Source organism: Allobosea sp., assembly GCF_035999205.1.
Lineage (GTDB): Bacteria > Pseudomonadota > Alphaproteobacteria > Rhizobiales > Beijerinckiaceae > Allobosea.
In genome coordinates, this window is sequence record NZ_DASYHA010000012.1 from 151,522 (window position 1) to 172,152 (window position 20,631).

At 66.5% G+C, this 20,631-nt stretch carries 19 protein-coding genes; 10 read left to right on the forward strand and 9 right to left on the reverse strand.

Annotation, left to right across the window (positions count from 1 at the left end):
- Positions 1 to 132 precede the first annotated feature (132 nt).
- The 4 genes from VGN82_RS03455 (at position 133) to VGN82_RS03470 (ending at position 2,097) form a co-directional block, all read left to right on the forward strand.
- Entirely contained in the window at positions 133 to 330 is a 198-nt protein-coding gene (locus tag VGN82_RS03455; RefSeq protein ID WP_327525589.1) for a hypothetical protein, read from the forward strand.
- 321 nt (positions 331 to 651) lie between these two features.
- Complete coding sequence (locus tag VGN82_RS03460; protein ID WP_327525590.1) at positions 652 to 951, forward strand: hypothetical protein; 300 nt, start codon at positions 652 to 654, stop codon at positions 949 to 951.
- A 71-nt stretch (positions 952 to 1,022) separates the two neighbouring features.
- Positions 1,023 to 1,217, forward strand: a complete 195-nt coding sequence (locus VGN82_RS03465) for a hypothetical protein (RefSeq protein WP_327525591.1) — start codon at positions 1,023 to 1,025, stop codon at positions 1,215 to 1,217.
- 472 nt (positions 1,218 to 1,689) lie between these two features.
- Positions 1,690 to 2,097, forward strand: coding sequence for a hypothetical protein (locus VGN82_RS03470; protein ID WP_327525592.1), 408 nt, complete (start codon positions 1,690 to 1,692; stop codon positions 2,095 to 2,097).
- A gap of 106 nt (positions 2,098 to 2,203) precedes the next feature.
- On the opposite strand, the gene VGN82_RS03475 is transcribed toward VGN82_RS03470, so the two are convergent.
- Positions 2,204 to 2,431 (reverse strand): hypothetical protein, encoded by a 228-nt coding sequence (locus VGN82_RS03475; RefSeq protein WP_327525593.1) that lies wholly within the window; start codon positions 2,429 to 2,431, stop codon positions 2,204 to 2,206.
- Positions 2,432 to 2,822: 391 nt separating this feature from the next.
- Between VGN82_RS03475 and pal the strand changes: the two genes are divergently transcribed.
- From pal to ftsH, 4 genes are all read left to right on the forward strand, one after another.
- Positions 2,823 to 3,326 (forward strand): peptidoglycan-associated lipoprotein Pal, encoded by a 504-nt coding sequence (pal, locus tag VGN82_RS03480; protein WP_327525594.1) that lies wholly within the window; start codon positions 2,823 to 2,825, stop codon positions 3,324 to 3,326.
- A gap of 127 nt (positions 3,327 to 3,453) precedes the next feature.
- Complete coding sequence (gene ybgF / locus VGN82_RS03485; RefSeq protein ID WP_327525595.1) at positions 3,454 to 4,407, forward strand: tol-pal system protein YbgF; 954 nt, start codon at positions 3,454 to 3,456, stop codon at positions 4,405 to 4,407.
- Positions 4,404 to 5,468 (forward strand): tRNA lysidine(34) synthetase TilS, encoded by a 1,065-nt coding sequence (gene tilS / locus VGN82_RS03490; RefSeq protein ID WP_327525596.1) that lies wholly within the window; start codon positions 4,404 to 4,406, stop codon positions 5,466 to 5,468. The genes ybgF and tilS overlap by 4 nt, the downstream gene beginning before the upstream one ends.
- A 128-nt stretch (positions 5,469 to 5,596) precedes the next feature.
- Positions 5,597 to 7,522 (forward strand): ATP-dependent zinc metalloprotease FtsH, encoded by a 1,926-nt coding sequence (ftsH, locus tag VGN82_RS03495; RefSeq protein WP_327525597.1) that lies wholly within the window; start codon positions 5,597 to 5,599, stop codon positions 7,520 to 7,522.
- A 209-nt stretch (positions 7,523 to 7,731) separates the two neighbouring features.
- Here the strand turns inward: ftsH and VGN82_RS03500 are convergent, their stop codons facing one another.
- The gene (locus VGN82_RS03500) at positions 7,732 to 9,489 is read right to left on the reverse strand and encodes a sensor domain-containing diguanylate cyclase (RefSeq protein ID WP_327525598.1); all 1,758 of its coding nucleotides are present in this window, start codon (positions 9,487 to 9,489) and stop codon (positions 7,732 to 7,734) included.
- A 116-nt stretch (positions 9,490 to 9,605) separates the two neighbouring features.
- Positions 9,606 to 11,279: a formate--tetrahydrofolate ligase gene (locus VGN82_RS03505; RefSeq protein WP_327525599.1), complete on the reverse strand. Its 1,674-nt coding sequence runs from the start codon at positions 11,277 to 11,279 to the stop codon at positions 9,606 to 9,608.
- A 255-nt stretch (positions 11,280 to 11,534) separates the two neighbouring features.
- Here VGN82_RS03505 and VGN82_RS03510 point away from each other — a divergent pair, with 255 nt between their 5' ends.
- Complete coding sequence (locus VGN82_RS03510) at positions 11,535 to 13,046, forward strand: sensor histidine kinase (protein ID WP_327525600.1); 1,512 nt, start codon at positions 11,535 to 11,537, stop codon at positions 13,044 to 13,046.
- 18 nt (positions 13,047 to 13,064) lie between these two features.
- On the opposite strand, the gene VGN82_RS03515 is transcribed toward VGN82_RS03510, so the two are convergent.
- Together VGN82_RS03515 and VGN82_RS03520 are read right to left on the reverse strand one after the other, a co-directional pair.
- On the reverse strand, positions 13,065 to 13,760 hold the full coding sequence (locus VGN82_RS03515) for a glutathione S-transferase family protein (RefSeq protein WP_327525601.1): 696 nt from the start codon (positions 13,758 to 13,760) through the stop codon (positions 13,065 to 13,067).
- A 37-nt stretch (positions 13,761 to 13,797) separates the two neighbouring features.
- Positions 13,798 to 14,556 carry a haloacid dehalogenase type II gene (locus VGN82_RS03520; RefSeq protein WP_327525602.1) on the reverse strand — a complete coding sequence of 253 codons (759 nt, stop codon included), beginning with the start codon at positions 14,554 to 14,556 and terminating at the stop codon, positions 13,798 to 13,800.
- A 103-nt stretch (positions 14,557 to 14,659) separates the two neighbouring features.
- On the opposite strand from VGN82_RS03520, the gene gpmI reads away from it, so the two are divergent.
- Entirely contained in the window at positions 14,660 to 16,174 is a 1,515-nt protein-coding gene (gene gpmI / locus VGN82_RS03525) for a 2,3-bisphosphoglycerate-independent phosphoglycerate mutase (protein ID WP_327525603.1), read from the forward strand.
- A gap of 90 nt (positions 16,175 to 16,264) precedes the next feature.
- Here the strand turns inward: gpmI and VGN82_RS03530 are convergent, their stop codons facing one another.
- The 4 genes from VGN82_RS03530 to VGN82_RS03545 all read right to left on the reverse strand — a co-directional run bounded on the left by VGN82_RS03530 (position 16,265) and on the right by VGN82_RS03545 (position 20,606).
- Positions 16,265 to 17,158 (reverse strand): outer membrane protein, encoded by an 894-nt coding sequence (locus VGN82_RS03530; RefSeq protein WP_327525604.1) that lies wholly within the window; start codon positions 17,156 to 17,158, stop codon positions 16,265 to 16,267.
- A 337-nt stretch (positions 17,159 to 17,495) separates the two neighbouring features.
- Entirely contained in the window at positions 17,496 to 17,831 is a 336-nt protein-coding gene (locus VGN82_RS03535) for a hypothetical protein (RefSeq protein WP_327525605.1), read from the reverse strand.
- A 246-nt stretch (positions 17,832 to 18,077) separates the two neighbouring features.
- Positions 18,078 to 19,421: a phosphoglucosamine mutase gene (gene glmM, locus VGN82_RS03540; RefSeq protein WP_327525606.1), complete on the reverse strand. Its 1,344-nt coding sequence runs from the start codon at positions 19,419 to 19,421 to the stop codon at positions 18,078 to 18,080.
- 147 nt (positions 19,422 to 19,568) lie between these two features.
- Complete coding sequence (locus VGN82_RS03545; protein ID WP_327525607.1) at positions 19,569 to 20,606, reverse strand: L-idonate 5-dehydrogenase; 1,038 nt, start codon at positions 20,604 to 20,606, stop codon at positions 19,569 to 19,571.
- Positions 20,607 to 20,631 lie beyond the last annotated feature (25 nt).

Sequence of the window (20,631 nt, forward strand, 5' to 3'; positions counted from 1 at the left end):
GCCGAGGCGCGTGAACGCCGACAGCCCCATGGCTGTTCGACAACTGTGCACAACTTGGCCGGTTCGCTTGATCATTTGCTCGTCGGGTGGTGCAATCCTTGCTAGGACAACCAATGCGCCTGGGGGGGCAGCATGGAATCCAACACGAGCACGCTCCGTTGCGATGGCTGTGGTGACGCAACCGTCCGAATGCCGGAATGGCCCCACGACGACGCCGAGATCTTCTGCACGGGATGCGGAGAGCCCGTGGGAACCATCAAAGGTTTGCGGGAACTGCTCACGGCCGCAATTTCGGACGAACCGGCCGACTTCGCGGACAACGACAACTGACAAGCGCAAGCGGCAGCCTGAAGCTGCTGGCTAAACCCGGGCGAGCGAAAGCGCGATCAGCCGTGCTTGCTCGACTAGCCGAGGCAACTGCTCACTATCCGCGCTAATGTGCAGTATTGGGCATAGACGCCGCCAGATTGCGGGCGCCTGCTGTATTTCTGCCGACTACCCCCGCTTGGGCGGTTAGCCATCTCAGTTTCCGCACCGCGCGCGGACGATTGGCGAAAACCTTGAATCCCTCAATGAACGCGTACTCAGTCGCCATGTTATGGACGACCGGACTTCTACCGGCTCCTTGAGCTTGCGGCAGACCGCGCCGATATGACGGCCGATTACGATGTCTGGTACGAGAAGGCATCGGCTGTCGCCAGGGATTTCCCGGCACGTGGTCAGGCCCTTCAGATCATCGCGATACGGACCGATGACTTCCTCGCCTGGCTGGAAGAACAAGGCGGGACGAACGACGCCTCCAATCGTCTGCGATATGTTAAAATGCGCGCTGCTGCCGCAGCGCAGACAGTCGGCGAACTCGCCCAAGCCGTGAATACTGCAGTCGCTCTCATCGCGCTTCGAGCAGGCGTCATCGAAGATGAACGAAGACCACTCGACATGCAAAACTGAACGCTGTCTGTCATTTGACGTTGCGTGGCGACCGGGCGGGCAGAGACTGCGGAATGAGGAGGATGCCTCCCATGCGCAAAAACCCTGATCACCACATGCAATGCGTGGACTTTGCCATCACCAACCCCGATCAGTTCAGGGAGGCGGTGGCGCGGTTGCGCTCGCTGGAGAAGGCTGCCGAATTGTCCTCGTTGGGCCGCGAACGGGCCTCACTGGAGCATGCCGTGTCCCAATATTTGTGCTCCCGTGATCGCCAGCCCAACTGACAAGTGAGGCCATGAGCCTCGTCTCGGCTTGACGGAAGCAGCCCAGTCGGAGGGGCGCCGGACCCGCCGCAGTGCTGGATGATGGCGTTCCGGCTCAGCGCGCCGGTCCAGACGCCGGCACGACGTTGATGAACGACCTTCGACAGGGGCGCGAGCCAGGCAACTGCGTCCTCTTGATCATTTCTTCGTCGGATGGTGCAATCCTTGCTAGGACAACCAAATGCGCCTGGGGGGGCCGCATGGAATCCGACGCGAACGCGCTCCGCTGCGACGCCTGCAGCGACGCGTCAATCCAAATGCCTGGATGGACCCACGACGGCACCGAGCTCGTCTGCTCGGCATGCGGAGCCCGTCTGGGAACGATAAAAAGCTTGCGCGAGCGGCTCACGGCCGCTGTTTCGGACGAGCCCGACGCCTTCGCTGACAACGACAACTGATGAGCCCAAGCGGCAGCCCTGGGGGGGCGCTGACAATGTCATACAACTGGCGCGACGCGACTGTCGTGGTCGAACACAAGGGCTTCAAGATCACCAAGAACTATGTCGGCTTCGGCCTGCGAACGGCCGCGGGAGAAGATCTCCTCTTCCAGATGAAGTCAGCCGATCTCAAGCGAATGGCGCTGTCGCTGTTGCTCACGGCAGGCACGGCTGCGGCCGTCGAAGCGAGTCGTGAGAACTTTGCACGCGTGGAAGCGGATATCCTGGTCGACCAGGTCTCGGCCACCGTGAATGAGACCCTCGAATTCGGGATCCTTGCTCTTGGTGGTGGCGAGCTGGGTGCGGGATCGCTCAGCGTGCCGATCTCGGACGAGTCGATCAGGCTGCTCATCCGCATCCTGCCCAAGATTCTCCAGGCGATCGCGCCGCCCCACACGGCCTGAACGAGCAATCCCGAGACCGCCAGCTCCGGATCGGGCGGAAAGTCCCGTCCGGGATCGCCCGAGCTTCGGCAGGAGGTTCAAGCTGATCGGGTAGGCGCCGTGGCTTCTACGTGCCGGCCGTGCCGATGTCCGCTTCAGCCTGATCGTCGCGTGCCGCTCGCGTCGGTGCCCGTCCGCCGTCGACCCGCGTCGCATCCTCGGCCGTGAGCTGCCTGTTCTCATTGGCCGGCTGAGGCGTGTCCCGCTTCCGCTTCCTTTGCGACTTCGAGTCGGTGAGCATGCCGCGCAGTTTTTCCCGCCTGGCGTAGTACGACATAGAGCGATGTTTCTTCATCGTGCCTGTCCCGTTGCCCTTACGGTACGCTGACGCAGGCTTTGCGGATGCGCATCCTTCAATCGGAGGATATCGGGTGATTCCCCCCCCGTGAGCGCGATGGGAGCCACACGGCAGTATCGACGGGGGAGGGGCCTTGCAGATCGGGCGGCTCGCCGACGTGCCGCCCCAGGCTGAGGCGTCTGTTGCGGCCCGGCAACAGCAAGGCGGGCAAAATGCCTTTCATCATCATTGGTTAACCATATGCCGCAATGCCGCCACTTCGCCTTGTTCTGGCAAGGTCTCGTTTAGGTTGACGCTTCATTGATGCATTCAAGTGCTTTGCTGCCTTGATCCTTCAACCTCGTCCGTGAAACGCGCCTCGCATCGATCGAACGCCCCGGAGTCCATCATGTTCGCCACCCTCTTCCCCGCTGGCCGTGCCGTCCGTTTTGCCGCGGCAATCGCCGCCACGCTGGCGCTCGGCGCCTGCGCCAAAGACCAGAACGCCGATGGCGGCTTCGGCGCCGGCGGTGCCGCGACGCCCGGTAGCGCGCAGGACTTCGTCGTCAATGTCGGAGATCGCGTCTTCTTCGAAACCGATTCGACCGACCTGACCCCGACGGCAGTCGCGACTCTCGACAAGCAGTCGGCCTGGCTGCAGCGCTATCCGCGCTACACCTTCGTGGTCGAAGGCCATGCCGACGAACGCGGCACCCGCGAATACAATTTCTCGCTCTCGGCGCGCCGGGCCCAGACGGTGCGCGACTATCTGTCGTCGCGCGGCATCCAGGGCAACCGCATGCGCATCGTCTCCTACGGCAAGGAGCGCCCGGTCGCGGTCTGCAACGACATCTCCTGCTGGTCGCAGAACCGCCGCGTCGTGACGGTGCTCGACGGCGCCGGCGGCGTCTGACACGTCGCTGCGGAACGATCCAGGGCCGGCATCTTCCTTTTGGGAAGGTGCCGGCCCTTTCATATTTTGGCCGTGGTCATCACGTGTTATAGGCGCGTCTTCACGTTCAACCCCGGTCTTTCGAATGATGCTCCGACAGTTTTGCCTCGACCGCAGGGTCCGTTCCGGGCTCGCCGCTCTCGCGCTCGGGGCGGCGGTGTCCTGCCTGAGCCTGCCCGTGCGGGCGCAGGATGCCGCCGATCTGGTGGTGCGGACCTCGCGGATGGAGAACCAGATCCGCCAGCTCTCGGGGCAGATCGAACAGCTCCAGTTCGAGAACAGGCGCTTGAGCGAGCAGCTCCGCAAGTTCCAGGAAGACGTCGATTTCCGCCTGAACGAACGCGGCGGCGGCGGACGCTCGAGCGGGGCGGCCGCACCCGGCAATGCCGCGCCGCAGGGCGGTGCCGCGCCGCGGGCGCAGCCACAGCAGCCGCAGCGGCGGAGCGATGCCTTCGATCCGAACCAGCAGCAGGCGGCTGCCGGCGCTCCCCGCCCGCTCAATGGCAGCATCGGCGCGATCATCGAGGATGAGTTCGCCGAGGGCGGCGCAGGCCAGGGGCCGCTCGACCTGCAGGGTGTCGGGCGCAACGTGCCGCAGGGCGCGCTGCCCCAGACCGCTCCACGCGGACCGAGCGTGGCCGCCGCAAGCGGCCCGGCGACTGCCAAGGAAGCCTATGACCTCGCCTATGCCTCGATCCTGCGCAAGGAGTACGAACAAGCCGAGATGGGCTTCCGGCAATTCCTGCAAAGCTATCCGCGTGACCGCCTCGCCATCGACGCGACCTATTGGCTGGGCGAGAGCTATCTCCAGCGCAAGCGCTATCGCGAAGCCGCCGAGCAGTTCCTGAAGGTCAGCAGCGACGCGCCGAAATCGACCAAGGCGCCCGAGAGCCTGCTGCGCCTCGGGATCGCCCTGAACGGTCTCGGCGCCAAGGACCAGGCCTGCGCGACCTACGCCAAGGTCGGGGTCGATTACCCGTCGGCGCCGAATTCGGTGCGGCAGGGCATCGAGCGCGAGCGGCGGCGTTCGGGCTGCGCTTGAGCGCCGTCCCCCAGATCAGCCGCGATCATCCCCCCCTCGGCGGCCGCGAGGCCGCCGAACTGTTTTCCGGCCTCGCGGCCGAGCCGAGGCTGCTCGTTGCTGTCTCCGGCGGGCCGGATTCGGTGGCCTTGCTCGCTCTGCTCGCCGAATGGGCGCTGGAGCCGGGCCGCCCGGTGCTTCATGCGGCGACAGTCGACCACGGCTTGCGTGCCGCCTCGGGCGAGGAGGCGCAGGGCGTCGCCTGCCTGTGCGACCGGCTCGGTGTTCCCCACCGCATCCTGCGCTGGGAGGGGGCTAAGCCCGGCACCGGCCTGCAGGAGCGGGCGCGCGCGGCCCGCTATGCGCTTCTGGCCGCCGAAGCGGAGCGGCTCGGCGGCGCCACGCTGGTCACGGCACACACGCAGGACGACCAGGCCGAGACGCTGCTGATGCGGATGGCGCGCGGCTCCGGCCCGTCGGGGCTTGCGGCGATGCGGGCTCGGGTGCGCAAGGGGGCGATCACGCTGGTGCGCCCGCTGCTCGGCGTGCCGAAGGTGCGGCTCGTGGCGACCGTGCAGGCGGCGCGGGGCCTCGCCTTCGTCACGGACCCCAGCAATGCCGATGCGCGCTTCGAGCGGGCGCGCTGGCGGGCGTTGATGCCAGACCTCGCCGATGCAGGCTTGAGCGCGGAGCGCCTGGCGCTGCTGGCGCAGCGCATCGCGCGACTGGACGCTGCCGCGGCCCAGCGTGCCGAGGCCCTGCTGTTGGAACTGCGCTTGCCCGTGCTGGCCGGCGTCGCGCCGGTGCTGCGTTTGCCGTTCGCGGCGCTGTCGGCCGAGCCCGAGGAGATCGTGCTGCGCGTTGTCGGGCTGGCGCTGGAGAAGGTCGCTGCCGAGAGCGGCGGCACACCCCGGCTGGAACGGCTCGAGGCCTGCGTCGAGGCGCTGCTCGACGCCCTGAGGACGGGGCGTCGCGTTACCCGAACCCTGTCCGGCTGCGTGCTTTCGCTGGGGAGCGACGGAGTCCTCACTCTGAGGCAGGAAGGGCCGCGCAGACGCGGTGTTCACCCTGCGACGCCATAGGGTGGCGGTACTCCTCTGTTTCCCTTGGCAAGGGCCCCCGTCGCACCTAGATTAGTCGAGCAATCAAGTTTGAACTTGCAAACTCCTGGCCTCTTCCGGTTGGTCCGGCAGGCCTGATCGGACTGGTGATGAATCCGAATTTTCGAAATTTCGCCCTGTGGGTGGTGATTTTCCTGCTGGTTCTGGCGCTCGTCACGCTGTTCCAGAGCCCGAGCCAGCGCACCAGCACGAACGAGATCCCTTACAGCCAGCTGATCAACGAGTCTGAAGCGGGCCGGATCTCGAACGTCGTCGTCGCCGGGCAGGAAATTTCCGGCACCTTCTCGGACGGCCGCAGCTTCGTGACCTATGCGCCCTATGGCGATCCGGCACTGCTCAAGACGCTGGCCCAGAAGGGCGTGCAGGTCTCGGCCCGCGCTCCCGCCGAGGGCACGCCGTGGTTCATGGCATTGCTGGTCAATTCGCTGCCCTTCGTCATCTTCATCGGCCTGTGGATCTTCATGTCCCGCCAGATGCAGAACGGCGCCGGGCGCGCCATGGGCTTCGGCAAGTCCAAGGCCAAGCTCCTGACCGAGGCGCATGGCCGCGTCACCTTCGAGGATGTCGCGGGTATCGACGAGGCCAAGGAAGACCTGACCGAGATCGTCGAGTTCCTGCGCGATCCGCAGAAGTTCCAGCGGCTGGGCGGGCGAATCCCGCGCGGCGTGCTGCTCGTCGGCCCTCCCGGCACCGGCAAGACCCTGACGGCGCGTGCCGTCGCGGGCGAGGCCAATGTGCCGTTCTTCACGATCTCCGGTTCGGACTTCGTCGAGATGTTCGTTGGTGTCGGCGCCAGCCGCGTCCGCGACATGTTCGAGCAGGCCAAGAAGAACTCGCCCTGCATCATCTTCATCGACGAAATCGATGCGGTCGGCCGTCATCGCGGCGCCGGTCTCGGCGGCGGCAATGACGAGCGCGAGCAGACGCTGAACCAGCTCCTCGTCGAGATGGACGGCTTCGAGCCGAACGAGGGCGTCATCATCATCGCGGCCACCAACCGGCCCGACGTGCTCGACCCCGCGTTGCTGCGTCCGGGCCGCTTCGACCGCCAGATCGTGGTGCCGAATCCGGACGTCGCCGGTCGCGAGAAGATCCTCAAGGTCCATGTCCGCAAGGTGCCGATGGCGCCGGATGTCGACCTCAAGATCCTCGCCCGCGGCACGCCCGGCTTCTCAGGCGCCGACCTGATGAACCTCGTCAACGAGGCGGCTCTGCTGGCGGCTCGTCGCGGCAAGCGCATGGTCACCCATGCCGAGTTCGAGGACGCCAAGGACAAGGTCATGATGGGCGCCGAGCGCAAATCCATGGCGATGTCCGAGGAGGAGAAGAAGCTCACCGCCTATCACGAGGCCGGCCACGCCATCGTCGGGCTTTATGTCCCCGCCGGCATCCCGGTCCACAAGGCGACGATCATCCCGCGCGGTCGCGCGCTCGGCATGGTCAAGTTCCTGCCGGAGGGCGACCGCTACTCGATGAAGTACAAGGAGTTCACCTCGCAGCTCGCGGTCGCCATGGGCGGGCGCGTGGCGGAGGAGATGACCTTCGGCCGTGAGAACGTGACGTCGGGCGCCACCGGCGACATCCAGCAGGCGACCAAGATGGCCAAGGCCATGGTCACCCAGATGGGCTATTCCGACGAACTCGGCATGGTCGCCTATGGCGACAACCAGGAAGAGGTCTTCCTGGGCATGTCGATGGGGCGCAGTCAGAGCGTGTCCGAGGCGACGGCCCAGAAGATCGACGCCGAGGTCAAGAAGCTGGTCGACAACGGCTACCAGGACGCCAAGAAGATCCTCACCGAGCATCACGAGCAGTTCGTGGCGGTCGCCGAGGCGCTGCTCGAGTTCGAGACGCTGACGGGTGAGGAAATCCGCGACCTGATCGCCGGCAAGCGTCCCTCGCGCGATATCGACGATACGCCTTCCGCCCCGCGTGGCTCGGCCGTGCCGAGCGCCGGCAAGGGCCGCAAGCGCGGCGAGCCGGATGCCGGACTGGAGCCGCAGCCTCAGGCGTGAGGGCGGAGCATCAAACCCGATCGGGAAGGGCGCCTCGCAAGGGCGCCCTTTTTCGTTGAGGGGCTGGGGTGGGCTGAGCTTCTTCTGAACCGCGGCGTCATCCCGGGCTTGCCCCCGGATCCATCGGAGGGCTCCGGAGGTCTACGATGGATCCCGGAGCGGCGCTGCTTCGCGGCTTGTTCGGGATGACGGAGGGGTTCCGTGACGCCTCAGCGAGCGCGGACAGGCTCCTCGAGGCGCGCCTCGTCGTAGACCACGAAAGTGTCACGGCCGCTCTGCTTGGCGCTGTAGAGCGCCGTGTCGGCATGGCCTGCGGCCTCCACCATCGCCTGATCGGGGGCGACGAGGCAGGCGCCGATACTGACCGTGACCGGCAGCGCCACGCCCTCGACCACGATGACCGGCCTCTCGCGCATTGCCACGAGGATCTTGGCGGAGACCTTGTTCAGAGCGTCGAGGCTGGCGTCGCCGAGCAGCACGAAGAATTCGTCGCCGCCCCAGCGTGCGCAGAGGTCGTAATTGCGTAGCAGCGCGGTCATGCGCCCGACCACTTCGAGGATCACCCGGTCGCCGGCCTGATGGCCGTGGATGTCGTTAATCGGCTTGAAGTTGTCGATGTCGATCAGCAGCAAGCCGACCTGCCGCCCGGTGCGCCGCGCCCGGTTCTGCTCCGTCGCGAAAGCGTGCTCGAAGCCGCGGCGGTTGAAGATGCCGGTCAGCGGGTCGAGTTGGGCGAGGCGCTCCAGCTTCTGCGTGCGTTCGCTGACCATCTGCTCGAGCCGGTCCGTATTGTCGCCGACCGCCCTGGCCATTTCGCTGAAGGCGCGCGCGAGACGGCCGATCTCGTCATTGCCCTGATCGGTGACGACGCTGTCGAAGCGGCCCGCCTGGACGCGCTCCACCGCCGCCTCGACGCGCGCGAGCCGGTCGAGAACGCTGCGCTTGAACAGGATGGTCATCAGGACCGCCGCGGCGAGCAGGATGGCGCCGAGGAGCAGCGCGATCGGGGCAAACAGCCGTCGGTCGATGATTTCGTCGACGTCCATGATGGTGACGTTGAACCAGCCGAGCCGGTCGAGATAGCCTACGCCGACCAGAGCCTCGCGGCCATCGATCTCCATGAAGCGCGAACGGACCAGCGCGCCCCCGGCCGAGACCTGCTGCATCATGGTCGCAAGCGCGCCGCGGTCCTGCTCGGTATCGAGCTGCTGGAAGATCGTCTTCTTGGACTTGATGTCCTTGGTCAGGCTGTGAAAATCGACGAGCTTCGGATCGCGGTGGGCCTGCACGGCGCCGGTGCGATCGACGAACATGCTCTGCACGCCGGTCTGGGGGATATCGACGACCTCGCGGATGAACTGGCTGAGGTCGACGCCGGTGCCGATGATGCCGAGAACGCTCTCGCCGCGCCGGATGATGCAGTTGATCCAGACCTTGGTGACCTTGAGATTGTCATCGTGGTCGACATTGAGATGGCAGCCGGAGCCGAGCGCGGCGGTCTTGTAGTACCAGCCGTCACGCGGGTTATCGCGCGACAGCGTGTAGCGCTTGCGGTCGCGCTCGAAATTGTTGTCCTTGTCGTTGAAGTAGTAGTTCCCCGAGCCGCCGAGCACGACGAAATAGCTCTGGTCCTTGAAGGAGAGCCGGTAATGCTCGAGTTCGGCCAGGCCACGCTCGGCCTTGGCCGGATCGGCTTCGTCCTGCGCCCATTCGAGGATGGCGGGCGAACGGGCCACGGTCTCGGCAAGCGAGACCTCGCGCATCAGCGATTCGAGGCCGCGATAGCGATCGAACAGGATCTGCTTCTCGGCGAAGAGGGTGCCGAGCTTCACCACCGTGCTGTCCACCAGCCAGATGAAGGCGCCAGCCGCCGGCAACGCGATCGCGACCAGAATCGCCAGCGTCCAGGCGAGCACCCGAGCCCTGAGGCCGCGGGGCAGCCGGATGGCTCCGGCGGTGGTTTTCATCGATCTGACGCCTCCTTGCGCCCGCGGCTTCCGATCCAGGCGGGCCGCGAGCGGAAATCCTGTTGGTCAGGGTTTAAGAAACCGCCAACGGCCTCGGCTGGCGGCCGTCGCTCGCGTCAGGACAGCCCCTCGATCCGCCCCTGCGCGTCGATATGGATGCGCTCGGCCGCGGGTGCGCGCGGCAGGCCGGGCATCGTCATGATGTCCCCGCAGATCGCAACGACGAAGCCGGCGCCGGCCGAGAGCCGGACCTCACGCACCGGGACGATGTGACCCGTCGGGGCGCCGCGGAGGGTCGGATCGGCCGAGAAGGAGTATTGCGTCTTGGCGACGCAGACGGGCAGGCGGCCATAGCCGCCCGCTTCGAGCTCGGCGAAGCGGGCGCGCACTTTGGGATCGCCCGAGATGCCGGCCGCGCCATAGACCTCGCGGGCGATGGTCTCGAGCTTGTCCCAGAGCGGCAGGGTATCGGGATAGAGCGGCTCGAAATCGGCCTCGCCGCTTTCCGCCAGGGCGACGACGCGGCGTGCCAATTCCTCGGCGCCGGCGCCTCCTTCGGCCCAGTGCCGGCAGACGACCACCTCGACGCCGAGATGGTTGCGGCAATAGTTCGCTATCAGCTCATGCTCGGCCGGCGTGTCGCTGACGAAGTGGTTGATCGCAACGATCGGCGGCACGCCGAACTTGCGGATGTTGCCGACATGCCGCGTGAGATTGGCGAGGCCGGCCTGGAGCGCCACCAGATCCTCCTGGCCGAGGGCCTCCTTGGCCATGCCACCATGCATCTTCAGCGCCCGCACGGTCGCGACGACGACGGCCGCGGCGGGCTTGAGCCCGGTCTTGCGGCACTTGATGTCGAAGAACTTCTCGGCGCCGAGATCGGCTCCGAAACCGGCCTCGGTCACCGTGTAGTCCGAGAGCTTCAGGGCGGCGCGGGTGGCGATCACCGAATTGCAGCCATGGGCGATGTTGGCGAAGGGGCCGCCATGGACGAAGGCGGGCGTGCCTTCGAGCGTCTGCACCAGATTGGGCATGAGCGCATCCTTGAGCAGCACGCTCATCGCGCCGGTCGCCTTGAGCTCGGCCGCCGTGATCGGCCGCTTGTCGCGGGTGCGGCCGACGACGATCCGGCCCAGCCGCGCCTCGAGATCGGCCCGGTCGGTCGCGAGGCAGAAGATCGCCATCACTTCGGAGGCGACGGTGATGTCGAAGCCGTCCTCGCGCGGGAAGCCGTTGCCGTTGCCGCCGAGCGAGGAGACGGTGCAGCGCAGGGCCCGGTCGTTCATGTCCAGCACGCGCCGCCAGGCGATGCGCCGCGTGTCGAAGCCGAGCGCGTTGTCCCAGTAGACATGGTTGTCGATCATTGCAGCGAGCAGATTGTGCGCGCTGGTGATGGCGTGGAAGTCGCCAGTGAAATGCAGATTGATCTGCTCCATCGGCACGACCTGGGCATAGCCGCCGCCGGCGGCGCCACCCTTCACCCCGAAGCAGGGCCCGAGCGAGGGCTCGCGCAAGGCGATGACGCAGCGCTTGCCGATGCGCGAGAGGCCGTCGCCGAGGCCTACGGTCGTCGTGGTCTTGCCCTCTCCCGCAGGGGTCGGGCTGATCGCGGTGACGAGGATCAGCTTGCCTTCGGGCCTGTTCGCGAAGTCCGGGATCTCGTGCGTGTCGACCTTGGCGATGAACTTGCCATAGGGGTGGAGGGCGGCTTCCGGAATGCCGGCGCGCTCGGCGATGTCCGCGATCGGCCGAAGCTCTCCCGCGCGCGCGATCTCGATGTCAGTCGGCATTCCTGTCCCTCTGCTGCGCCTCGTCCGCCGTCTGCGTCAGCAGCGGAATCGTTTCGGCGACACTGCCGCGAAACCGGATATGCTGCCACTGCTTTCGCGGGAACCGGAGGTGCGTATCGAGCGTATGAGGGCGGGGGATATGTCATTTGACGTGTATCGTATCGGCTGAGCCTGCTAGCCCTGCCAAATGGTGGCACGCCGCACGGACCCGATATCGGGCGCGCAAGGATGCCGATCTGCCGGGGGGATACGGCCATGGCTGAGCGATCATGGCCCGCTGGTGGCGGCGGGGTGGGGACGATCCTGCGCTCCTGGACCGGTGCCGAGACCACGCTGGGGCCCGTTTCGAGCTGGCCGGAGCGGCTGAGGTCGGCCCTGCAGCTCGTACTGGCCTCACCGACGCCGATGGTGATGTTCTGGGGCGAATCCGGCCTGCTGCTCTATAACGACGCCTATGCGGTCATCGCCGGCGCGAAGCATCCCGGCATCCTTGGGATGAGCCTCTGGGAGGCCTGGCCGGAGGTGACGGATCTCCATGTCGAGGTGATGAGGACCGTCTTCGCGGGCGGGCGGCCGCTGTCCTATCGCGACCTGCCGCTGGTCCTGCATCGCAACGGCATGCCGGAGGATGTCTGGCTGAATGTCGATTACAGCCCGATCTTCGACGATTCAGGTACTGTGCTCGGCGTGCTCGCCGTGGTCATCGAGACGACGACGCTGGTGGGCGCTAGGCGCGAGCGCGACGCCGCCGAGCAGGCACTGCGCCGCCGCGAACAGGAACTCGCCCAGGTCCAGAAGATCGGCAAGGTCGGTGGCCTCGAGGTCGAGTTGCGCGACGGTTTCCGCAACAGGCGCTCGCCGGAATACCTGCTGATCCACGGGCTGCCGCCCGAGGCCGTGCATGAGAGCCATGAAGATTGGGTCAGGCGTATCCACCTGCAGGAACGGGCGATGGTCGAGAGCCATTTCCGCGAGGCGGTCGCGGGGACTGCGCGCGACTATCAGGCCGAGTACAGGATCATCCGACCGTCGGACGGGGCCGTGCGCTGGATATCGGCGATCGCCCAGATCGAGCGCGACGAGACGGGGAAGGCGGTGCGCCTGATCGGTGCGCATCTCGACGTCACCGAACGCAAGGAGGCGGAAGCACAGCAACGCCTGCTGATGCAGGAACTGGCCCATCGGGTGAAGAACACGCTCGCGATGATCCAAGCCATCGCCTCGCAGACGCTGCGTGGCGCGACCTCGCTGGAAAGCGCCAACGAGGCCTTCAGCGCCAGGCTGGCGGCGCTGTCGCGCGCGCATGACCTGCTCGTCGCGGGCCAGCGGGCCAATGCGCCGATGGCGGATATCGCCGGCAGCATCGTTGGTATTCAGGGCGACCCGGCACGGTTCAGGATTGATGGGCCGGATGTCGTGCTAGGGCCGAAGTCCGCGCTGGCATTGACCCTGACGCTGCACGAGCTGGCCACCAACGCCGTCAAATACGGCGCGCTCTCGAATCCGTCGGGGATCGTCGCCTTGTCCTGGCGCGTCGATGAGATCGACGGCGCGGCCCAGTTTCGCCTGCGCTGGCAGGAGAGCGGGGGGCCGCCAGTCGTCACACCGACGCGGCGCGGCTTCGGCTCGCGCCTGATCGAGCGGAGCTTTCCCGCCGCGCACGCTCGGGCGGAAAGCGCCTACCTCCCCGGCGGTCTCGTCTTCACGCTGGATGCTCCGCTCGACGCGCTCAAGGACGGAGGCGGCGAGAACGGCGAGCAGGGCTGAGGCACCTGCTCGGCCTCGTCACGAAGCCTGGCCGGCGAGATGGGCGTTCTGCGGGAACAGGAACTTGCGCGCCTCGTCGTCGAAATCCGTCTTGAAGGCGAAGGCGTCCTTGAGCGCGACAGCGCGCTGGGCGGCCGGGCGCGCCGAGATCTCGTCGAGATGGCGTTTGACATGCGGGAACATGTCGACCCATGCGTCCCCGACGGCGAAGCCCAGCCGCGTCGCCCAACCCCAGACCGACATGTCGATCAGCGTGTAGCTGTCGCCGAGCATGTAGCGGTGCTTGCCGAGCTGGGCATCGATGATGCCCCAGTGCCGCTCGGCCTCGCGGGCATAGCGGTTGATCGCATAGGGGATCTTCTCCGGCGCGAAACGGCTGAAATGCACGGCCTGGCCGCAATAGGGCCCGATGCCGGTCGCGACGAACATCAGCCAGGACAGCATCTCGCCGCGCGCCTTAGGCGTGTTCTCCGGCAGGAACTGGCCGGTCTTCTCGGCGAGGTAGAGCAGGATCGCGTTGCTGTCGAAGACCGTGACGTCGCCATCGGTCAGCGCCGGCGTCTTCGCGTTGGGGTTGATCGCCAGGAACTCCGCCTTGAACTGCTCGCCCTTGCGCGTATCGACCGGGACCATCTCGTAGGGCAGGCCGGCTTCTTCCAGGAATAGGGCGATCTTCGCCGGGTTGGGCGAGGGGTGGTAATAGAACTTGATCATCTCGGGCTCCTCGGGCGAAGGCGGGCTGCGAGACGGATCATCCCCGAGAGGGGCCATTCTCGCGGCCGGCATAGGAGACGAGATCGGTCAGGGCCGCAATGGTGACGTCGGCATCGAAGCCGAGTTGCTCGGGCCGCATCCGCAGCGCCTTGAACAGCTGCGCTGGGCCGAGCGGGCTGCCATCCTGGAGTTCCCGGTGCAGGACATCGGGAGGCAGTCGCGCGATCCGCGCCACCTCGAAGCCATGCGCCTTGGCACCCGCGATGTCGAAACCGTTCGAGGAGACGAAGAGGATGTCGTCCCGCCCCAATCCGAGACGCGTCTCGACATGCCGGTATCCGCGCGGATCGGGCTTGTAGACGCCGATCTCGTCGACGCTGATCACGGTTTCGATCAGGCTCTCGATCCCGGCCTGGGCGACGAGCCGCTCGAGCATGGCGGCGCTGCCATTGGAGAAGATCGCAAGCCTCAAATGCCCAAGCTGTTCGAGGGCCCGGCGCGCCTCCGGATAGAGCGCCAGGGCATCGTAGGCTGACGCGATTTCGGCGATGCGTTGCGGCGTGGCGAGGAGGCCGAGCGTCTCCAGCGTGTAGGCGAGCGATTCCCGGGTAACGGTCGAGAAGTCCTCGTAGGCGCCCATGAGGGCGCGCAACCAGCTGTATTCAAGCTGCTTCAGCCGCCAGATCTGGGTGATGACCTCACCGTGCCCAGGGAAGGCGATCTCGGTGACGGCGCCGACGGATTGCACGTCGAACAACGTCCCGTAGGCATCGAAAACCACTGCCTTGATCGCCATACGCGCTCTCCCGACGCAGCCCACGCACCTTCTTAGCACTCGCATTCGCGCTGGGCGGCGTGATACTCGCACAAGAGCTTCCACGAATGTTCACAGGTCGGCCATGCCTCTTCGCCCCGTCATGCTGATGATCCTCGATGGCTGGGGCTGGCGCGAGGAGAGCGAAAACAACGCGGTGCGCCTGGCGAAGACCCCGAATTTCGATCGGCTCTGGGCGAGCTCGCCGCGCGCCTTCCTGAAGACATCTGGCCTCGATGTCGGCCTGCCACCGGGCCAGATGGGTAATTCGGAGGTCGGCCATCTCAATCTCGGCGCCGGCCGAGTGGTGATGCAGGACCTGCCGCGCATCAACCAAGCGATCGAGGACGGCTCGATCGCCAAGGCTCTCTCGGCTTCGGGACTGATCGCGGCGCTCAAGGCCAGCGGCGGCGCCTGCCATCTGCTCGGCCTCGTCTCGCCCGGCGGCGTGCATGCGCATCAGGACCATGCGGTGGCGCTCGCGCACATCCTGGTGGAGCAGGGCGTCCCGGTGCGCGTCCACATCTTCACCGATGGGCGCGATACCGCGCCGCAATCGGCCGCCGGCTTTGTCCGCGATTTCATCGCCGCCCTGCCGCCGCAGGCCGAGATCGCGACGGTTTCGGGCCGCTACTTCGCGATGGATCGCGACAATCGCTGGGAGCGCGTCGAACAGGCCTGGCAGGCGATGGTGCTGGGCGCAGGGCATGTCTTCCCGGACGCGCCGGCGGCGATCGCGAGCGCCTATGCCGAGGGCATCAACGACGAGTTCATTCCGCCAGCGGTGATCGGCGGCTATGCCGGCATGCAGGACGGGGACGGGCTGCTCAGCTTCAACTTCCGCTCCGACCGCATTCGCGAAATCTTGGATGCGGTGCTGTTTGCCGATTTCACCGGCTTCATGCGGCCGCGTCGGCCGCTGCTGGCCAAGGCGGTCAGCATGACCTCCTACAGCGCCGAGCTCGACCAGATCATGCCGGCGCTGTTCGCGCCGCAGACGCTGGCCAATGGGCTCGGCGAGACGGTCGCCAAGGCCGGCCTCGCGCAGGTGCACATGGCCGAGACGGAGAAGTATCCGCACGTCACCTATTTCTTCAACGGCGGCGAGGAGACGCCCTATCCGCGCGAGGACCGGATCATGGTGCCGTCGCCGAAGGTCGCGACCTATGATCTCCAGCCCGAGATGTCGGCGCCGGAACTGACGGAACGGGCGGTCCAGGCGATCGGGTCCGGGCAATACGATCTCGTCGTGCTGAATTTCGCCAATCCCGACATGGTAGGGCATACGGGCGTGCTGAGCGCTGCGATCAAGGCCGTCGAGACCGTCGATGCCGGGCTCGGGCGCATCGCGGATGCGATCGCGCGGGCGGGCGGGGCGATGCTCATCACCGCGGATCATGGCAATTGCGAACTGATGGTCGATCCCGAGACCGGCGCACCTCACACCGCCCACACGACCTTTCCGGTACCGGTGATGGTCGTTGGCAGCCAAGCCGCGGGGCTGGCGGACGGGCGCCTCGCCGATGTCGCGCCGACACTGCTGGCGCTGCTGGGAGTGGCGCAGCCGGCGGAGATGACGGGCCAGTCGCTGCTGCGCTGAGACGCTCCCCCAAGTCTCAAACGAAAGCAGCTCAAACGAAAGCAGCGCGGACCGGGGTCCGCGCTGCCGATAATATAGCGGTCGTTGCGCTCAGTACTTGCGCACGGTCGGCGCGTAGGCGATCGGCTTCTCGACCGGGCCGCAGCAGCTCGGGTCGCTGAAGTTCCAGCGCATGCCGATCCGGATGTCGTGGCTGTCGATGTTCTTGAAGCGGACCGCCGAGCTCGGATTGGCGAGCAGGCCGTTGGCGCCGCGCAGGCCGACGGTCGGACCATCGCCCATGTTCAGGTAGCGATAACCGATGTCGAGCTTCAGGTTCGAGGTGACGTCATAGGACACGCCGGCCATCAGAGCCCAGGCGAAGTCGGTCTTGTCGGCCGAAGCGCCGTAGGCGTAGGAGACGTTGGCGAACGGCGCGCCGACCGCCTGGTTGATGCCGTTGTCGGAGAGCCCGTTCACGGTGTGGTTGGCGAAGCCGATGCCGACGCCGAGATAGGGGGTCAGGCAGTTCCAGGTGCCGAGATCGACATAGGCGTTGACCAGGCCGACGAAGGTCGCGATGTCGGCGCGGTAGATGTTGGTCTGGTTGGTCGCGACGCCGAAGTTGTAGGACAGCTGGTCCTGGCCGTTGAACGAGGCGCCGCGATACTCGCCGGTCAGATCGAAGCGCAGCCAGTTGTTGAACTGGTAGCCGATGCCGACGCCGGCGAAGGCGGCGAAGTTGCGGTCTCCCTTGATGGTGCCGAAGGAGGTGACGCCGGCCGTGTTGATCACCGGGGCGCCGTTCAGCGTCACATCCAGCTCGTCATAGCCCTGCGAACCGACACCGATGTCGCCGCGCAGGTAGAAGCCGCTGCTGATCGTGCCCTTGAGGACGGGCGGCTCCGCGGGGAGCGGCTGCGGGTAGGCGAGGTCAGCGGCAGCGGCGGCGGATGCCCCGAGCGCCAAGGCGCCTGCCAGCGCAAAAGTTTTCAGGCTGCCCATGGCAGTGTCCCTCGAGTTTTTGCGCAGCGCCAAGAACGCGACCCGCGCGAGTTACCGACAGGATGACAATGCCAGTGATTTCTTAAGCGAGAATTAAGCTTAGCAGTTAACCTCAACGAGGCGTGAAGATGTGCCGATGTCTTAACGATAGGTGAATGGTATTGGGCACTGCAGGCGGTGCGGCTCGCCGGAATTCTTGCGGAGCAACGCGGGTGAAGCGGGCAGGCGATTACTCGCCTGCCCGTCGACGTCGAGGAACCGGCTTTTGCGCCGAGCGGTGATCCGACGGAGGAGCCCGGCGCCAGTCGCGCAGGATCGAAGTCGCTCGTTCCCTGGCCTACTGCCTGGAGAGCGTCGTCGTCATGGCGTCGGGCCCGGTGTTGTCGGTGTACCGGAAGGAGACGGTACTGCCTGCGGCCTTTGTCATGACGACCTTGCCCTTGTTCGGGCCCGCCACGTCGAAAGAGACGCGATTGCCGGAAACGCGCCCCCCCGTGATCCCCTGAGGGCGGCCCTGGAAGTAATACGATGTTGCCTGGTTTCCGGAGATCGTGACGCTCAGCGCAGATCCTCTCGGCGTCGACCCTACCCACGTTCCCTCGAGGGCCTGGGCGGCCGCGGGGGCGGCACTGAAGGGCGTCAAAAGCAAAGCGGTGATCAGAAGGTTTCGCATGGTAGCCTCAGCCTGAATCAGAAGAAGTCGCCGACGCGACCGTAGCGTCAGCCACCTTCCCCTGAGCAAACTCTGCGCCAAGCGATGCGTCGCCCCAGATATTCTCGGGCGTGAGTCTTCCGGCCGATAGCCAACGGGCCGCTCGGGCTGCGTCGGAAGCCATGATCGCGCGCCTGTGCCGAGATGGCTTCCGGCATCCGTCGAGCTGCCCCGCGAACGACGGCGCGTGGGCCCCGGCGGCGAGAGCTAGACAGCCGCCGTCGTTACGGCGTCGACGATGTCGTCGACCGCACGCATGACGAGGTCGGCGTCGTCGCCCTCGGCCATGACGCGGATCACGGGCTCGGTCCCGGAGGGGCGGATGACGAGGCGCCCGCTCTCGCCGAGCAGCTGCCGGGCGGCCTCGATCGCGCTCACGACCGGCTTTTCGGACAGGGGCTGGCCCTGCTTGTAGCGGACGTTTTTCAGGATCTGAGGCAGCGGCTCGAAGGCGTGGCAGACCTCGGAGACCGGCCTGTCCTGCCGCTTCACGGCCGCCATCAGTTGCAGTGCCGCGACGAGGCCGTCGCCGGTCGTGCCGAAATCGGAGAGGATGATGTGGCCGGACTGCTCGCCGCCGAGATTAAAGCCGTGGTTGCGCATGTGCTCGAGCACATAACGGTCTCCGACGGCGGTCCGGGCGAGGCTGAGGCCCAGGCCGGCAAGATAGCGCTCAAGGCCGAGATTGGACATCACGGTCGCGACCAGGCCGGGCTGCGACAGGCGGCCATCCTCGAGCCAGTCGCGCGCGATCACGGCCATGAGTTGGTCGCCATCGACGACATGGCCGAGCTCGTCGACGATCAGCACGCGGTCGGCATCGCCATCAAGCGCAATGCCGATGTCGGCGCGCAATTCGCGCACCTTGGCGATCAGCGCATCGGGAGCGGTCGAGCCGACGTCCTTGTTGATGTTGAAGCCGTCCGGCTCGACGCCGATCGCAATGACCTCCGCTCCGAGTTCCCAAAGGGCCTCGGGCGCGACCTTGTAGCCGGCGCCGTTGGCGCAATCGATGACGATGCGCAGGCCTTCCAGGCTCATGTTGCGCGGCAGGGTGCGCTTGGCGAACTCGATATAGCGCGATTGGGCACTGTCGATGCGCTTGGCGCGGCCGAGGGCGGGGGAGGCGGAGAGGCGGGGGCCGAGGTCGGAATCGATCAGCTTGGCGATTTCGCTCTCGACCTCGTCGCTGAGCTTGTAGCCATCGGGGCCGAACAGCTTGATGCCGTTGTCCTCATAGGGGTTGTGCGAGGCGGAGATCATCACGCCGAGATCGGCCCGCATCGAGCGGGTCAGCATGGCGACGGCGGGCGTCGGCATCGGGCCGAGCAGCATCACATCCATGCCGACGGACGTGAAGCCCGCGACCATCGCGTACTCGATCATGTAGCCGGAGAGGCGCGTATCCTTGCCGATCACGACGCGGTGCCGATAATCGCCGCGGTGAAAGGCCAGGCCCGTCGCCTGGCCGACCTTGAGCGCGAGGTCCGGGGTGATCACGCCATTGGCGCGTCCGCGGATGCCGTCGGTTCCGAAGTATTTGCGTGTCATCTTTGCGTTTGCCCAGCTCGGGCGGCGAGCCCGTTCAGGCGCGTTCTATAGCGGGAATTGGTTTCCGCCTTCTCACATTTTGTGACGGATCCTATCCGGCCGCTCCGCGGCGGCCGGACGGAACCCGCAGAGTTGCACGGATGCGGCTCAGCCGAAGGCGAGCTGGACCTTCATCGAGCGCGACTTGTCGGCCGCAAGGTCGAAGGCCTCGACCGCCCGCTCGACGGGAATCGTCGCCGTCAGCAGGGGCGAGAGGTCGATGGTCTTGGAGCCGATCATCGCCACCGCCCAGTCGAACTCCTCGTGGAAGCGGAAGGAGCCGCGCAGGTCGAACTCCTTGGCGACGACGACGTTCATCGGCAGCGTGAAGTTCCCGCCGACGCCGATCTGGACGACGGTGCCGCCGGAGCGCAGGACATCGAAGGCGCCGGTCAGGGCATGCTGGTTGCCCGAGGCCTCGAACATCACGTCGAAGGCGCCCTTATCGGCGCCGTACTCGGTCTTGAGACGGTCCGGCTCCGCCATGACGTTGATGGCGCGGCTCGCGCCCATCTGGAGGGCCGTCGGCAAGGGGCCGTCGACCACGTCGGTTGCGACGATCTCTGCCGCGCCGGCTGCCTTGGCGGCGACGATGGCGAGGATGCCGATCGGCCCCGAGCCGGTGACCAGGACGCGCTTGCCGAGCAGCGGGCCGGCGCGCTTGGCGGCGTGGAGGCAGACCGCCAGCGGCTCGGCGAAGGCGGCTTCGGCGGCGGTGACATGGTCGGCCACCTTCACCGCCTGACGCTCCTCGATCACGAGCATCTCGCGGAAGCCGCCCTGGACATGGGGGAAGCGCATCGCGCTGCCATAGAACAGCATGTCGGTGCAGTGCTGCTGCAGGCCCATCTGGCAATAGCGGCAATGGCCGCAGGCGCGGCTCGGATTGACGGCGACGCGATCCCCGACCTTCACGCGGGTGACCTCGGAACCGACCTTCTCGACGCGGCCGGCGATCTCGTGGCCGAGGATCAGCGGCTCACGGACGCGGATCGTGCCGAAGCCGCCATGCAGGTAATAGTGCAGGTCGGAGCCGCAGATGCCGCCGGCCTCGATCTTGACGCGGACCTGCTGGGGACCGGGCTCGCCGATGGCGACCTCGTCGACGCGAAGGTCCTTCTCGGCATGGATGACGACAGCGCGCATGGCGGCTTCTCCCTTGATCGTCGGT